This window comes from Nocardia sp. NPDC046473 (assembly GCF_040645995.1).
Taxonomy (GTDB): Bacteria; Actinomycetota; Actinomycetes; order Mycobacteriales; family Mycobacteriaceae; genus Nocardia.
The window spans coordinates 1-15,370 of record NZ_JBEYZJ010000003.1 but is presented as its reverse complement, the minus strand read 5'-3'; the positions used below and the strand labels follow the sequence as shown (position 1 = coordinate 15,370).

Here is a 15,370-nt window from a genome sequence, read left to right as displayed (position 1 = left end):
TTTACTCCCTTGTAGATAGTCAGATAAGCTGATTAAATTAGTCAGAGAAGCTGACTTAATGCTAGCGGAGGTGGAACCCGTGGCGTTCGACGAGGACCGCGCATGGCAGGTGATCGAGCAACAGCGTCTCGCGATCGCGGACGTGCTCGGCGGGCTGAGTGCCGAGGAATGGGAGATGCCCTCACTGTGCGCGGGCTGGCGCATTCGAGACGTGGCCGCCCATCTGTGCCTCACCCCGCTTTCCCCGCCGATGAGCGAAATCGCTCGCACACTGGTGCGGGCGCGTGGCGATTACAACCGTGCGATCGATCGCCTCACCCGCGCCGCTGCCGAACGACCCACCGCGCAGTTGGTCAGCGACATCCATGACAACGCAAGCTCTCGAAAGCTGCCTGCACTCACCAACTTCGGCAACACACTGTTCGACGTCATCGTCCATGGCCAGGACATCGCCATCCCCTTGGGGCGTCATATCGGCGTTCCCGCAACGGCCGCCGCGGCGGCGGCCTCGCGTGCCTGGCAGGTCGGCTGGCCCGTCTGGAACGAGCACCGACTCGACGGCTTCCGCCTCACTGCTACCGACCTGGACTGGACGATCGGCAGTGGCGCGCAGGTCCGCGGACCGATAGTCGCGCTACTGCTTGTCATCACCGGTCGCCCGGCCGGTCTGGACCACCTTGCGGGAGAGGGCGTTAGGGCCCTCGCGGCTCGCCTTCGTGTCGAGCGCCACCCCCATTGAAAGAAGAAAACCATGTCACTGTTCCGATCCGCAAAAGTTGTCTTCGCAGCCGTGATCGCCGCCAACGTAGTAGCCGCTGCGGCGAGCACCTCGGCGCACCCGATCGCCCAGCAGGACACCGGATGCCGAGTCCCGGTTTATGGCGCCATCGGGTCCAAATGGCAGGCTCTGCGCGCCCAATACGGTCCGCTCGGCTGCCCCACGTCACCGGAAGGAGGGCGGGACAACGGCCGCGCACAGTCGTTCGACCACGGTGAAATCGTCTGGTCCGCGGACCAGGGACCAGTTGCCAACTGGGCAGTCGATCACACCATCTACTCGGACTGGGGTCCAACCCATCCGTACCGCTTTTTCATCGTCCACTGGGACGACCTGCGCGGCCACGTCGATCAGCGCGACATCACACCGGACCCCGGCGGCACGACGGGCCGCGCTCAAACCCCACATCCGTTCGGGGACGGAAAGTACGAGGTGCGTGTCGAGGGCTGCGATAAAGACCTCGGCGGTGCGGCCTGTCACGGCTGGTCCGTGCGGTCCTGGGTACGGATCCCGCAGGCAGGCACCACTCCGCCGCCCGCACCACCACCACACATCGCGGTGCAACCCGATGGCGGCGGGGCCTTCACCGTCAGCGGCGGCGAATTCCTGCCATCGGCTGCCGTGCACGCTCGTGCCGTATACGACAACGGTCTCGACCCGAACCTGCCCGAGAGACGGTTCGAGATCAGCGCGGACCGAGACGGAAACTTCCGATTCCCCACCGGCCCAATCTGTCACGGGGCGCGCACGGTCCACTTCTCCGCCAGCGATGGCCGCAGCAATCCCAACGACCTTACGGGCTGGTTGTGGAGCAACACCGTTCACGAGCCCTGCTGACAAATGCCGCCAGCCGCTAGGTTGGCATGCAGTTTGTTCAAGGCGTCGCCAACCCGCTGTGTGGATTCGGGTGTGTCGGTGTCATGGCCGTGTCGGCATGGGCTCGGATCGAGCCCATGCTCCCGGTCTCGTGGAACTCCACCTCGCCGTCGAGTTGTCGATCTGACGGCGAAGTCGCAGACCGCTCAGGCGGATTCATCAACGGATCCGGGAGACGGGCCCGAATCGCTCGACATTCGGCCGAGGCAAACGTTCCAGATGCGTTGGTAGCCGACTAGTTTGAGGTTGGCTGCCTTCCGCTCGAAACGCGCGCACCGCCGGCCTTACCACTCACTCGTGTCGACTGAAGTCAGCACGGATAAGTGCGGTGCAGAACGTCTTATCCTGATGAGCGGATGCCGGACAGCACCAAAATCCGGTTGGGGTGTTGCCACTGACCCGTGACAACACCGCTCGGGCACCCGGAGTTAGGTCGTCGACCGGCTGGGATTGACCGACAACACGCAAGCACGCATCACCACCGAAACCAGCACCGCCATCGTCACCATCGAAATCACCGACACCATGCGGCCCGGGCATGTGGCCCTCCCCAACGGCATGGGCCTCGATTACCCCGACGCCAACGGAAACTCGGTCACAACCGGCGTCTCCCCGAACGAGCTGACCAGCGCCCGACACCAAGACCCCATCATCGGAACACCGTGGTACAAACACGTTCCCGCGCGAGTCGAGGCGATAAAAGACGACCAGACCGGCTGATCTTCCACCACGGCCTTACCTCCGTGGAAACCGTTGGGTTACCGGCCTGGAAGGGATCCGGCGTCCCACGGGGATGCCGAGCGCATCGCGAACCCGCTGTCATGCATGGCCGACGTTCTGGCGCGCGACGTCCGTGCCGCAGACGGGAACACCAGAGTGTCGATGCCGGCTTCCGCGCCGTCAGCTGCTTGCGGCGATGTTTCAACATCTCGACCGCGAACTAGGACTTCGCACCAGGGGGTTTACGATCGACGGAACGAAACGCGACCTGGCTGTCGTGACGTGTATATGAGCTTCACCGATTTAGTTGCGACGGATTCGACCATGCTCGATGAACGTAGGTTGCCCAACACACGTCTCGCTGCGATGCTGGGCGCCGGCGATGAGCGGGCAGCGTCTGATCAGTACCCGTGTCTACAGAGAATCAGCGTAGGCATGCATACCTTCGACCCCTCGATTGGAGCTGCGCCGCCTCCCGAGTACGTGACTGTTCCCATGCCCGCCGACCCACGCAACAACCCGAGGCTGGCTCTCGCGGTCGAGGGTTGGAACGGTTGTTGGGAGTTTCGGCAGCTGGGCTGGGCTACCGCATGTACAGGGCATGGGATCCCCTCGAGGCTGGAGAAGGCGCTGGGCAGCAACAATGCAAATGCTCTGTTGGTCCTGCGCACGCGGTCGCGCTACCCCGAGTACCTGGCACTCTTCCATCTGCTTTCCCGGTCAACCGTAGAGCGGTACGGTCTTCCGTTGCTATCTCGCGGGCACTGGCCATATCGAATGGATTGGTTCCCTGGAGAGCCTCAGCTTCCCCTGGACTTCGAGAATCGTCTCTCGCGGGCATGGGCATCGACCGTATGGCGTCACCTTGTTCCTGGGTCACCGATAAGCGGGTTCACGGCCTCGGACCCAATTCGATTGCTTGCACATAACCTCGACTTTTGGATCCCCCCGGTAGGAGCGACAATCCAACAGACGCTGCGCGAGAAGCTCCCAGTTGATACCGCGGTCATGGATATGTGGAGGGGAGAGCGGGAGGCGGCAGACATGGTCCGCCGAACCGTTGATCAGGCCGACAAGAATGAACAGCTGAGAGGGATTCTAGATGCTGTCCGTTCCAACCGTGCCGAAGACGATTTCTCTGATCGATGGACGTACGCCCGGGAGGATTTCGAGCGAAAACTGTATCGAAAACGATCCCAAATCAAGGTCCGCTTTGTCGAACTGACCGACATCATCCCTGTCCAGGGGCCGGAGACGGAGATAGTGGACCGCATGGTGTATGGAGACTTCCTGGCACTGCTCAATGAGAAAGACAGGGAAGTGGTAGTTCTGGTCTACAGTGGGATCACCAACCTGACTGAGATCGCCGAGATCATGGGATATCGCAACCACAGCGCGGTCTCGAAACGGTTGAACCGGATCCGTGTACAGGCCTCCCGGTTCTTCGATGCGTGACCGCATTACTCGGCCGAAATATGGAAATTGTGCGAGATGCCCGAGCGGAGAACGAAACGGAATGTCAGCGATCGTAACTCCGGCTCCAGGCGATCCGCCAGGTTGTAATCAGCCGACACCGCCTTGTCCCACAGGGCGCGATATCGAACACAATGGCCTGGTGCTGGTGGCCGTCCTTGCCTCGGTGGTTGCCCTGGTGGTTTTCGGAGCAGCGTCTGCTGCGGTTATTGCGGCGGCAGGCGGGTTTGTCGTTGCGATCATGCGGATTTGGCTACAGCGCGAGTAGTCACCTGGGAGGCTCCTGCCGGCCGACGGCGGTCGTTGCCGGGCCAGTGCTCTCGCCCATGAGCATCCTGACCGTGAGTGAATACTTCCCGGGTAGCGCGTTCAGTGCAGCTTGCGCGAGCCTCACGCCCTCGGCGCGGTCACGGTCGCGTACCAGCATCAGCCCCTTGGTGCATGTCGAGGCGGGTACGGAACGTGACAGCGGCTCAGGTAGATCTGCGCGCACTGCCTCCCGTGCCGCGACTGTGACTCGTTCGTCGCCGCGAGCGGTCGTCCTCGCTCCGTTCGTCGCACCCATCTCTTTCAGCGTGTTCATTGCCTACGACAAGGTGGTGAGCCCGGACCAGCTGTCCGACCGCGATCGGCATCAATGGGAAGGTGTGATTCGGCCGTGAATGACGCTCGGGCCGTTGGCGTTTCGGCATATAGTCGGGGCCGGTTCAAGAACCCGGCTAATGTAACGTGTTGATGGGCAACAGGCCTCAGTGGTCCAGCCCGGTCGACACGTATTCGAACCGGAGTCCTTGCGTGGACGATCGGGGAAGTCTGAGACCGAGGCAGGTTTGTCGACAGATGTGCGGAGATCGTTGCTCGACCGCTGATCCGGGAGTTGGCTGTGACTGATCTAGTCGTAAGGACCGCTTCGCGTAGACAGGACATCCAGCGTCGTGCCGCCGACGGCGTGGACCGGTTGTTCGGCGACATCGCCGACGAGCATCAGGGAAGGAGCGGGATCGCTGATGTCTGAGATGTCGTCCGATCACTCGAAGTCTCTGGCCTCGAACCTGCCGATAGAAAGGCCGCATGCGGTGGATCTCCGTGACGTCCCGTGCGCGCCTGGACGTTTGCCGGTTCTCGGGCACGGGTGGAAATTGTGGCGTGATCCCGTCCAGTTCATGGTGGATCTGGTCGGCGTCGGGAAAATAGTGCGTGTCGATATCGGAAGTCGCGTTGTCTACGTCATTACCGATTTTGAATTACTGCACAGGGTGTTGGTAGAGAACTCCGATGCCTACGAGCGAGGGCTCCTCTTCGAACGCATCCGTCTCATATTCGAGGAATCGCTGATTGTCGCGGATGGTTTGCAGCACAGGGCTCTTCGTCGTCTGCTGCAACCAGCGTTCCATCGGACAGAGTTGGAGAGCTACGCGCAGACCGTAAAGCGTAACGCGGACGAGTTGGCGAGTTCGTGGCGGCCAGGCCAGATTATCGAGGTCCGTTCCGAGCTGCTGGGGTTAGTGATCGCCGACCTACTCGGGTCCATGTTCTCGCACGAACCCGATGCCGAGGAGCTGCAACTCATCTCGGGTCTGATCGAGAGCATAGGCGCAGGCGCCATAGTGGGCAGTGTGCTGCCGAAGCGGTTGGCGAGCCTGCCATTGCCGGTGAACCGCAAATTCCTGTCGGCTGGAACGCAACTGCGGGACTATTGTCAGCAGCTGCTCGTCGCGCGCCGGGTCAGCGGTGAGCGCCGGAACGACCTGATCGACATCTTGCTGAATTCGTTCGGTGACGAACACCGTAGTGACAAGTTCCTGGCAGAGCAGGCCGTGACCATTCTCTTCGGCGGGATCGACGCCTCGACCGCCATGTTGACCTGGGCACTGTACGAGTTGTCACAGCGTCCGGAGGTGGCGTCGAAACTGCAGCAAGAGATCTCCGCAGCAGGAGATTTCAGCCCCCGAAGCCTGGACCAACTCGACTATTTGAACCGGTTCCTGAACGAGGTCACGCGGTTCCATTCGCCGCTACTGCAGACCAGACGTACCGTCGCGACGGTCGAACTCGACGGTTTCACCTTTCCCGCGGGGACCGATATCGGCTACAGCCTGGCCGCTATTCACCGCAACCCGCGTATCTTCGCCGATCCGAACACTTTCGACCCCGATCGGTGGCCGGCCACGAGCTCCGGTTCGAAATGCAGGAGCTTCGTTCCATTCAGCATGGGCAACCAGATGTGTATCGGTAGCAACTATGCCTGGATGTCAATGCAAACGACACTGCACAGTCTGCTGTCGAAGTGGGAATTCCAGCCGGTGCCCACCAAGAAGCTCCCGCGTGCCATGGGTCCGATCCCGGCGATGGGCAGGCTTCCGCTCGAGGTTCGTCCAGTCTCTGGGCATCAGTCGACGCCGTAATCACCGGGCTGGTGGGGTTGTGCCTGATTTGGCGAGCGCCATTCTGCGGTTCCCGGACAACCGGCGAATGAGGCTGGGGAGGACGGCTGCGGTGATGAAGAGGGTGGCGGCGACCAGAAGGAAGTAGAGCAGAGATCCGTTGCGGCCGAAGCGGGGGAGGAAGGCGACTTGCTGGCCGGTCGCGGCGACGGCGTTGAGGAACGGGGCGTAGGACTGCAGAGTGAAGCCATGGGGTAGCAGATTGAGGGAGTTCTCGGCCACATAGACCCAGAACAGGAGGACGGCGACGGCGGCGGACGGAGTGCGAATCAGTGACCCGGCCGCGACACCCACTCCGCATGCGGCGAACGCGTAGGTCGGGACGGTCCAGAGGAACCGGATACCGGCGGAGTCGGTGATGTCCACATCCCCATAGATCTGGGGGAATTGGTGTGGCAGCGTCACCATGACGACGACGAGCAGCACAACTGTCGAGATCGCCGCGATGGTGCCGTAGTAGATCCACCGGGCCAACGCGACCGTCCAGGATCGGGGAAACAGGAAGGCATTGAGATCGCTTGTCTGACCGCGCCATTGGGTGGCGTGGGCGTAGGCGGCGGTGACCATCATGACCGACACGGACAAGGTGATCACCCAGTACACGGAATTCGTGGTGGAGACCGCGGCTACGTAGCTCTGTCCGGGGACGGTGGCGAGTCGTTCTGCGACGGCGGCGATTCCGAAGGTGACGATCAGCGGCAGCACGAAGGTGAGGGGGACGGCGGCGGTCCACAGGAAGCTGCGTCCGGTGGTGCGGGTCCATTCGGCGGCGATGCCGCGGCGGATCAGGGTGGCCGGACCGGGGCTGTTCATGGGGCCACGCCGAACGCACGGTGGGTGGGCAGGCCGGCGATGCGCAGGTAGGCGTCTTCGAGAGTGGTTTCGCCAGGACCCAGGGTGTTCATGAGGTGTGCGAATGGCTGGTCGGTCAGAATGCGCTGGTTGCCGAGGATGACGATGTGGTCGGCGTTGCGTTCGACCTCATCGAGTAGGTGCGTGGCTACCAGGACACAGGTCCCGTTGTCGGCGAGGTGGCGCAGCAGTTCGCGTATCCAGCGGATGCCCGCGATGTCGAGGCCGTTGAGGGGCTCGTCGAGCAGCAGGGTTCGCGGCTCGGAGAGCAATGCGGCGGCGATGCCGACACGTTGGAGCATGCCGAGCGAATAGTGCCCCAGCCTGCGATCTGCGACCCGGCCGAGGTCGACGATCTCGAGGACGTCGCCGACCCGGCCGGGGGATATCCCACGGGCTCGGGCGATCCAGCGCAGGTGCCGACGTGCGGTGTGGCGTGGGTCGAAGGCTCGGTAGTTGAGGTGCATTCCGAGAGTTGCCGGGGTGGTGTGCTTGGCCCGGATGAGGGTGTCGTCGACCCGGACGGTGCCGGTGGCAGGCGCGATGATGCCGCAGATACACCGCAGCAGCGTGGTTTTGCCGGTGCCGTTGAGACCGATCAGGTAGGTGAGTGCCCCGTCTGCCACGGTCAGTTCGGGGACCTCGAGGACTGTCACGCCCGGGTAGCTCAGCGTGAGGTCACGGATCTCGATCACGGCGCCCGCAGCCGGTCAGAAGTCGCAGGCAATCGCCAGTCCGACGGCCTTGATGCCCTCGCACACGGAGCTGTTGGACAGCTTCCAGACACCGTCGATGCGCTTCCAGACCACACGCGCAACCAAATCCGGTCGTCCCGCTGACTTGCTGCGCAACATAGCGGTGTGCACGTTGCCGTCATGGGTTTCGGGACCGGTGATGTCATTCGACCCGATCGGGGCTCGGAACAGGCCGGTGTTGTAGAGGGTGCGCGCAACCACGACCGCCCGCATGCCGCCTTCCATATTGGCGGCCTTGGCCTCGTCCGAGGCGGGTGTTTCGATCAGGAACACGACTTGGTCGTGCAGATCGTCCAGGGTGGGGACGTCTTTGGTGATGAGGAACTCGCCGGGAGCGGCGGAGGCGATAGGGGCATTGGCAACCGAAGAGCCGGTGACGGCGACCGCTATGATCGTCGACACGATACCGGCGACAATTTTGAGGGTCTTCATCTTTCATCCTCTGATTGACTGAAGCAGTGCCTGAATCACGCTCGAATGTTCAGGCGGCCAACAACAATTGGCGCATTCGAGGTTACTCCTGTTCCGGCCGGATCCTCAGGGTTTGCGGCCGATGGCACCGTCCATGACCATTCGAGTCTCCGGCAAGTCGGACCGGAGCCACTGCTGTACTGGCACCACACCGGGTTCGAACAGCTCGAAGCCGGCGAGGAAGGCCTCCGTCTGTGTTGCGGACCGAAATTCGACTTGGGCTGAAGTGCTCTTGGTGCCGGTGAGCACCTGGAGGATCTCCGGGGAGGAATCGAGGGAACCATGAGTGATCGCCAGGTAACTGCCTGGCGCCAACTGATCGCGGAAGGCGGCGATGATCTCGGCGGGGTTTTCGTCGTCCGTGATGTAATGCAGCACACCGATGAGCAAGATCGCCACCGGCTCGTTGAAGTCGATCAGGGCGTTGCTCTTCAGCTGATCGAGGATATCGTGGGGATGGCGAATGTCGCCCAGCAGTGCGGTGACACCACGGGGGTCCGCCAGCAGCGCCTCGCAATGGACGTGCACAACCGGGTCGTAATCCACATACACCACCCGCGCTGACGGCTCGATCTCCCAAGCCGCCTCATGCACGTTGGGCGAGTTCGGGATACCCGAGCCGAGATCGACGAACTGACGGATGCCGGCTTCCGCGGCCATCTTGACCGCTTTAAGCGCGAAACTCCGGGCGAACCAGGCCACGGTCGTGACTTCGGGCGCCTGAGCGAGCATTTGATCGGCAATGTCTCGGTCGATGTCGCGATTGTCCTTTCCGCCTAGCAGGTAGTCATACACCCGGGCAGAATTCGGCAGGTTGCCGTTGAACGGTTGCGGCGTTCGGTCGTTCTCCGACACCGGCCCTTCAGTTCCTTCGACCACGGGTGTAACGGTAGCCGATCGCTACCTCAGGCGGGTGGCGTTCATAGATCTGTCACCCGGATGTGGTGCGTTGTCCGAACGCGGCGCTGCTTTGCTCGCCCGAACCGGCCCCCCGGTTTGAATCACCGGCGAACCGTGTTCCGACACAACGTTTTACAGATCTGTTTCAGCCAAGGCGACCGCCTGTGCCACCGCAGACCGGGCCCGCTCGACGGTTGTATAGCGGCCGAGACCGCATGGGGACGCGACGTCCAACCGGCCGCCGTAGGCCGACTCCGCCGCCGCCAGGCCCTGTCGTGCTTGCGCGAGCGGCTGCGTCGGATGCGCAAGTCCGGCGATAACCCTTGTGGCGGTAGGTAATTTGAGGCGGGCAAGGGGTGCGTAGTACTGCGGCCGAACCGGCGCCTGTTTGCCGTCGCCGATGGGGAGGTGGACGAAATCGAGATGCCTCCCCGCAGGCCAGTAGCGCGCTATCGCGTTTGCCAGCGCGACGACCGGGGCCGTCGATCTCGGCCGCACGACCGGCTTGTCGTCGAGGCTCCCGTAGCACAGGTGCACTCCGAAACGGGCATCATGGGGCGCCCGTGCGACGAGGCGTGCGATCGCTCGGCCCGCCACGGTGGCTGGGCCCTGCCGCAGGACCGGGGGTGTCGCCGCGCAGACGAGCGTCTCCGCCGGCAGTTCGAGTTGGAAGACGACGTTGTCCCGCAACGCTTCATGGATACGGACGATCTCTCGGACAGTGGCGTCGACAATCGGGTGGTAATAGGGGAAGCTTCGGTCACCACGGCCGGCTGAGCCGCGCCGCCACCTGAGCATCCGCGCCTCGAAGGCGATGAAACCGATGACAAAGGGCGTTGGTATGCCTACCTGCAAGCGAAGTCCGGGATCGGTGCGGCGCACGTCGGCCAACGCGTCCATGGCACGGCTGACCTCCGCCGCATAACCGAGCGCGGCATCGATATCGGCTTCGCCCAGCGATCGTCCTGCCCGAAGCCGAAACGTGTCGCGGGAACGCAGCGTCGACCAATCACCGCTGCGCACGGGCGCCAGCGCCGGGACTTTACCGAGCCGGTCGATGATGGGTCTGACATACCACTGGGCGCGAACTGGTTCCGCTTCACCGCCCGGAACCATGCCGTCCAGGAATTCACCGGCTGTGTCGACGGCGAACGCCATTGCCTTCTCTGGACTGTCCAACGGCGCGGGCAAGCTGCCCACGAAGTGAATCCTGCGCCTAGGCTGCACAGCGCCAGTGTCGCATATCGACCGTCCCGAGATGTGCGGGTTGCTCAACTGCCGGGAGACCTCGGATACGCATGTGACATCCCGCGATGTGGGGAACGTCCTCCTGATGGACTTTGTCGGGCTTGGTCTCCCATCGCACGAGCAGGAGGATGTTCATAGGTCTTCAGAACTTGATCGCCGGATCCGATTGTCTACCGTGTCGCACGGTGATGCGGCCGGTCTCGGTCATTCTCGATTCTGGTTCGGTGAAGGCAGTGTCGGTCACAGTAATATTCAACTGCGTGGAGTTGCTCGACCGCATTATGGAACGCAGATTTACGCGGTTGCTGCGCGTACCGGTGCAGTTGACGAGCTTTAGCTCACTCAGCCATGGCAGTTCGGCGATTCCGCTCAGGTCGTCGGGCAGCACGGTATCGAGCAGGTGCAATTCTTGAAGTGCGGGAAAGACGACTCCAAGGGTGGATATCTGCTGGTCCAGATCGCATCGGCTGAGCCATAGCCGCTCCACCGCCAGCGGTTGCGCAATCGAGGTCAGTACGGTGGCCGCGCCACGGCCGGCAAGATCCAGTTCTCGTAGACCCCGGTACTGGGTGAGATGCTGGAGGCTGTCGGTATCGGATATTTCACCGATACCGAGGGAGTAGATTTTCGGAGGTAGCGGAATCTCCACAAGAGCGGGGAGTGCACGCCATCCGCCGAAGCGGAGAGTCGACAGGCCGGTCAGTGCCGCAAGTGAGGCATGGTTGGTGATCTCGGCCTTCTCATCGCCCGCAACGAGATCGAGAGCCCGGATGTTGCTGGCCGAAGGGGTTGTCGACAAAAGATCCAGATCATTGACACTGGTCAGGCTGAGGAAACTCAGCGACGATGCCACCAGGAGCTTGTCGAAGGGAACATCGGCGAGGTTCATCGGGTACGCCACGGTGAGGTGACCGACGTTGGGTAATGTCAGGATCGGCGCTACCTGGCTCGGATGTCTGAGCACAAGGGCAAGGTTCGCCTCGGCCGATATCTTCGGAAACACTCGATGAGCGTATTCGGATGGTTCGAAGTAATGCCAAGCCTCACACAGCTTCTCATGGATCTCCCATCTCGGGTCCTCGGCGTACCCGGCCAACAGCTCCATAGCCCATGCGCCACCGACGAACATGACGCACTGAATGGTGGAAATAGCTGTGGTCGTAGACAGTCCATCGAGATCGCGCGGAAGCTCCCACAAGATGGGGTCCCCGATCGAGGCCAGGGCTACCGCATCGTCATAGTTCTGCGGAGGCACCAGATCGACGAGGTTGACCTTCAGTCGATCAGCAAGCTCCGGCGGCATGGATTCGATCGTCTCGAGACAGGAGATGGCCAGCATGCGCAGCTGCCGCTCGCTCGCCCCTCCGGAATTGGCGCGATTCAGGATCCCAGTAACAAGTTCGTTGCGCTGCCGTCTGTTGGCATGCCCCGCGGTCATGACAACGACGTCCCGCCACAAATCCTGGTCGGCACGTCCGATCAGATTTCCGATACGGTCCTGCGCGGCGATTTCGGCGGCAGCAAGATACTCTTGAAAACTTCTGTGTACAAACTCTAACCGTCCCACTGCAGGGGAACGCAAGATCCCCGACCGGTTCAGCAGATGATCCATGACTTGATCGGGGTATGAATAGATGTGCCGCATCGTGGCAAGCTTTTCGGATACATAGCCCTGCGCAAGGTCGATATCGAGTTCGCTCAGGTTGTTGTCGGAAAGTCGCCATGCCAGATCCCGCAATATGCTGACCTTGTCGGCGATGCTGAGCTGAATCTCCTCGGCACTTGGCACATGCCGGTCGGCGTCACGACGATCGATCAACAGCTCTACCGCGACCTGATAAAGTTCCATACGATTCCGCGGCAATTTCTGGTATCTGATGAGATGTAGCGAGCACAGCACGGCCGCAAGCAACGGGTTGGAAGATATTGCGTGCAGATGCTTCCGATCTCGAAGACTTGCGATGATCGACCGCTCGTAGTGCGGCAGCTCTTCGACAGCGCACGGCAGTCGTTGTCCTGAGGCGGCGACGGCTTGATGCCACTGACGAACGAACGCGTTCAAATCTTCGGTTGACATTCGCTCGAATGATATAGATGTGAAACCATCCTCGATCAGCCAGTCTTGATCCACGACAACGGGCCGGGAAGTTACCACTACCCGAATATTCTGATAGGAGTGCAGAATTCGAGTAATCCACTCTCGGACTCTGCCGCGATCTTTTTGTAGTAGTTCGTCGACCCCGTCGACCAACAGCAACACGGACCCAGCCGATAGTTGCCGGTCGACCCAGGCAGGCGGCATATGGCCGGTGATCGGTCCGGCCACGTCATCGAGCAGTTCGCCGACCTTGGGAAACTCGCGTGACGAGTATCTCCGCAACCGGACCAGGACGGGGGTCAGTCGATTCCACGAGGTCAGCGCACCAGTGAAACTTCCGCGTGCCGCATTGATAGCCAACCAACGCAGGAGAGTCGTCTTGCCGGAACCGGCTTCGCCGCGGAGCAGCACACGATTGCTGTCACTCAGTGCTTCCTCGACGCGAAGCTGGATATGCGCGTGCCGCTGCGAATTGGAATCGTCTGACAACAAACGATCCATCGACACGCTCAGGCTTATATATGCCACGGAGAGTTTGGTGCGCGGTGGCGTCTCGGTGGCGAAGCTGAACACCTCCACCTCGTCGAGAGACTTACTGACCAGTTCGAGGTACTCCTGTCGAAAAGCCTCATCATGATCGGCGCCATCGGGCGCATACAGTGAACGCCGAGGCAACTGCTCGATAACCTTGGCAATATCTTGACCAATTTCGTCGACCCTGCTCAGGAGTTCAGCCACGGCACGTTCTGTGAAAACAGGCAAGTGCCGCACAATCTGCACATAGTATTCACAGCACTCGGCTACGAGTCGGTTGTAGAGAGCTGTCCCGGACGCACTGAAACCTACCGGGGGTGGTACCGCCGCCAAAATACGACGTGACAACTGTGCTGGATCGGCATTCGACTGGAAAACAGCGGCATCGGAGAAATCCGTACGGGTGAACGCATCTGCGATGGCATTGACCACCGCTGTGCGTTCCGTGCCGTCGACATCCCGGAACTCGTTGGCCAACATCGGTTCGACACGAGCCGCAACCGCGTCCGCGACCTGCTCGAACTGGCGCCGAACGCTTCGTTGTGATCGCAGGCCGGGGATCTGCCGTCGGATCAGCTCGTCCATGTCGAGCCGGGTCCCGTCATTGCGATGCGCTCTGGCCAGCATCAGGCTTGCCACGCGGCTGACCAGCGTGGTTCCGAGCCGCACCGCCAGCAATTCGGCGCTCATGGGATCCCCTCCAGGCGTTCGTGAGAACGATCGCCTCGATGATGCCACTGCCGCGATCGTCAGGCAGCCGATCCGCCGCAAACGGCCACTGAACATGGAAACAGTTGGTGCAGAACAGGAAACGCTCTGCACAGATCAGGCCGAGCGCTGGCCGTTGTGTGTGTGCTGGACGAACTAGGCGAGGATTTCAACGGTGACCGGCTTGCCTATTCGACACGACTGTGTCGTCCCGGCCCCAGGAGGTCGGCACGTTGGGGCCGTGCCCAGGTGTGGTGGAAAAGGTTGAGTCCTCATGGTTTCCCCGCGCATCGATCCTCGGGCTTCGGCTCGTGGCAGCCCGTCGGGGCGCAAACTGTCTCACGTACGGCGGTGCCGAGATGCCAGCCATGGCTTGGATCTGGTCGTGCCCGGGGAGCTGTACCTTGCCGATGATTTCCTGGCCAGGGGATAGGTGGCAGTCGGATGGACGGCTGGAATTCGTCGGCCGGGCCGCCGACCAAGTGAAGGTGCGGGGTATCCGGGTCGATCCCCATGCGGCGCAGGTCGTGTTCGTCCGGCGTCCGGCGGTCCGGCACGTGGCGCGGTTCCGGACGTGCGCCAGAGTCGCGACGTGAGCAGCTGCTGGGCGAACTGTTCGCTGAACTGCTGGATGTGCCGACAGTGGGCGTGGACGACTCGTTCTTCGATCTCGGCGGTCACTCGCTTCTGGTGATTCGGTTGATCAGTCGCCTGCCGTCCCTGGGCGTGACGTTGACAGTGCGGGACGTGTTGGCCCCTTGAAGCTCGGCGAAGAAGGCGTAAGACGCCGACTGAGAAGTCTGCGGTCAGTGTGAATCCAGGCGGACGGCCTCGAATCCGAGCTTGCCGTAGAAACGATGTGCGTACGTCCGATCACCGTGCGAGGTCAATTGCACCAGGGTGCAAGCGCGTTCACGCGCCGCCGCGCCCACTCCTCGATCAACCGCGACCTCTAGCCGCTGTGCGGGCCTTGCTCGTTAGGTAGGGGTGATCGCTTGGTGGTGTGACCGTGAGCACTCTCGAGACCGGTAAACCGCGACAGGCACCGTGCCGGGCCCTTTGGCCTGCGAATTCTCGGGCTGCGCAGGCGATTTGACGTAGCGTTCGCCGCCGCGTAACTTATTCCAGGTCAGAGCGACACGGACACCGACCCGGAGCCGAGAAGCGCAGCGGAAACGCTGAGCGGATGGACCGGGAAACGAGGTAGTACGAGGAGCGCCTGAAATCACACTAGCTCTCTCGGAGACAGTACTTGTTTCTTAGCCGAGCTAAGCTGTATAAGTTGCCTCACCGATCAAGCGGATTTTGTCTGTGCGATGGTGTGTGCGTGTGTTCTTTGAGAACTCAATAGTGTGTCGATGAATGTCAGTGCCAATTATTTGAATTGGTTCCGGCCTCTCATACCCCCCGGTTGGTGGGGTCGGACATTTAGTCAGCAAATCTTTTTGCTGGCGTTTTGTTTTGCTAGATTTTCGGACTCTAGTTTAGATATTTCTGATTCGCTCTTCGGAGT

At 61.6% G+C, this 15,370-nt stretch carries 13 protein-coding genes; 7 read left to right on the top strand and 6 right to left on the bottom strand.

The annotated features are described in order from the left end of the window. The first annotated feature begins 79 nt into the window (after nucleotides 1-79). The 6 genes from ABZ942_RS10050 to ABZ942_RS10025 all read left to right on the top strand — a co-directional run bounded on the left by ABZ942_RS10050 (nucleotide 80) and on the right by ABZ942_RS10025 (nucleotide 6,252). The gene (locus ABZ942_RS10050; protein WP_357380406.1) at nucleotides 80-739 is read left to right on the top strand and encodes a maleylpyruvate isomerase family mycothiol-dependent enzyme; all 660 of its coding nucleotides are present in this window, start codon (nucleotides 80-82) and stop codon (nucleotides 737-739) included. A 12-nt stretch (nucleotides 740-751) separates the two neighbouring features. Next, on the top strand, nucleotides 752-1,615 hold the full coding sequence (locus ABZ942_RS10045; protein ID WP_357380405.1) for a hypothetical protein: 864 nt from the start codon (nucleotides 752-754) through the stop codon (nucleotides 1,613-1,615). A gap of 489 nt (nucleotides 1,616-2,104) precedes the next feature. After that, a complete protein-coding gene (locus ABZ942_RS10040) occupies nucleotides 2,105-2,374 on the top strand; it encodes a molybdopterin dinucleotide binding domain-containing protein (protein WP_357380404.1) in 270 nt (89 codons plus the stop codon). Nucleotides 2,375-2,698: 324 nt separating this feature from the next. Next, a complete protein-coding gene (locus ABZ942_RS10035; RefSeq protein ID WP_357380403.1) occupies nucleotides 2,699-3,829 on the top strand; it encodes a sigma-70 family RNA polymerase sigma factor in 1,131 nt (376 codons plus the stop codon). A 901-nt stretch (nucleotides 3,830-4,730) separates the two neighbouring features. After that, nucleotides 4,731-4,862 (top strand): hypothetical protein, encoded by a 132-nt coding sequence (locus ABZ942_RS10030; protein WP_357380402.1) that lies wholly within the window; start codon nucleotides 4,731-4,733, stop codon nucleotides 4,860-4,862. Then, complete coding sequence (locus tag ABZ942_RS10025; RefSeq protein WP_357380401.1) at nucleotides 4,855-6,252, top strand: cytochrome P450; 1,398 nt, start codon at nucleotides 4,855-4,857, stop codon at nucleotides 6,250-6,252. The genes ABZ942_RS10030 and ABZ942_RS10025 overlap by 8 nt, the downstream gene beginning before the upstream one ends. Here ABZ942_RS10025 and ABZ942_RS10020 read toward each other — a convergent pair whose 3' ends face one another. The 6 genes from ABZ942_RS10020 to ABZ942_RS09995 all read right to left on the bottom strand — a co-directional run bounded on the left by ABZ942_RS10020 (nucleotide 6,253) and on the right by ABZ942_RS09995 (nucleotide 13,839). Continuing rightward, nucleotides 6,253-7,104 carry an ABC transporter permease gene (locus ABZ942_RS10020; RefSeq protein WP_357380400.1) on the bottom strand — a complete coding sequence of 284 codons (852 nt, stop codon included), beginning with the start codon at nucleotides 7,102-7,104 and terminating at the stop codon, nucleotides 6,253-6,255. Beyond that, nucleotides 7,101-7,838: an ATP-binding cassette domain-containing protein gene (locus ABZ942_RS10015; RefSeq protein ID WP_357380399.1), complete on the bottom strand. Its 738-nt coding sequence runs from the start codon at nucleotides 7,836-7,838 to the stop codon at nucleotides 7,101-7,103. Before ABZ942_RS10015 ends, ABZ942_RS10020 begins: the two co-directional genes overlap by 4 nt. A gap of 15 nt (nucleotides 7,839-7,853) precedes the next feature. Continuing rightward, nucleotides 7,854-8,330, bottom strand: a complete 477-nt coding sequence (locus ABZ942_RS10010; protein WP_357380398.1) for a hypothetical protein — start codon at nucleotides 8,328-8,330, stop codon at nucleotides 7,854-7,856. Nucleotides 8,331-8,435: 105 nt separating this feature from the next. Continuing rightward, nucleotides 8,436-9,248: an SAM-dependent methyltransferase gene (locus ABZ942_RS10005; RefSeq protein ID WP_357380397.1), complete on the bottom strand. Its 813-nt coding sequence runs from the start codon at nucleotides 9,246-9,248 to the stop codon at nucleotides 8,436-8,438. 153 nt (nucleotides 9,249-9,401) lie between these two features. Beyond that, nucleotides 9,402-10,469, bottom strand: coding sequence for a hypothetical protein (locus ABZ942_RS10000; RefSeq protein WP_357380396.1), 1,068 nt, complete (start codon nucleotides 10,467-10,469; stop codon nucleotides 9,402-9,404). 190 nt (nucleotides 10,470-10,659) lie between these two features. Beyond that, a complete protein-coding gene (locus ABZ942_RS09995) occupies nucleotides 10,660-13,839 on the bottom strand; it encodes an NACHT domain-containing protein (protein WP_357380395.1) in 3,180 nt (1,059 codons plus the stop codon). Between the two features lie 531 nt (nucleotides 13,840-14,370). Here ABZ942_RS09995 and ABZ942_RS09990 point away from each other — a divergent pair. Continuing rightward, nucleotides 14,371-14,619 (top strand): phosphopantetheine-binding protein, encoded by a 249-nt coding sequence (locus ABZ942_RS09990; RefSeq protein ID WP_357380394.1) that lies wholly within the window; start codon nucleotides 14,371-14,373, stop codon nucleotides 14,617-14,619. Nucleotides 14,620-15,370 lie beyond the last annotated feature (751 nt).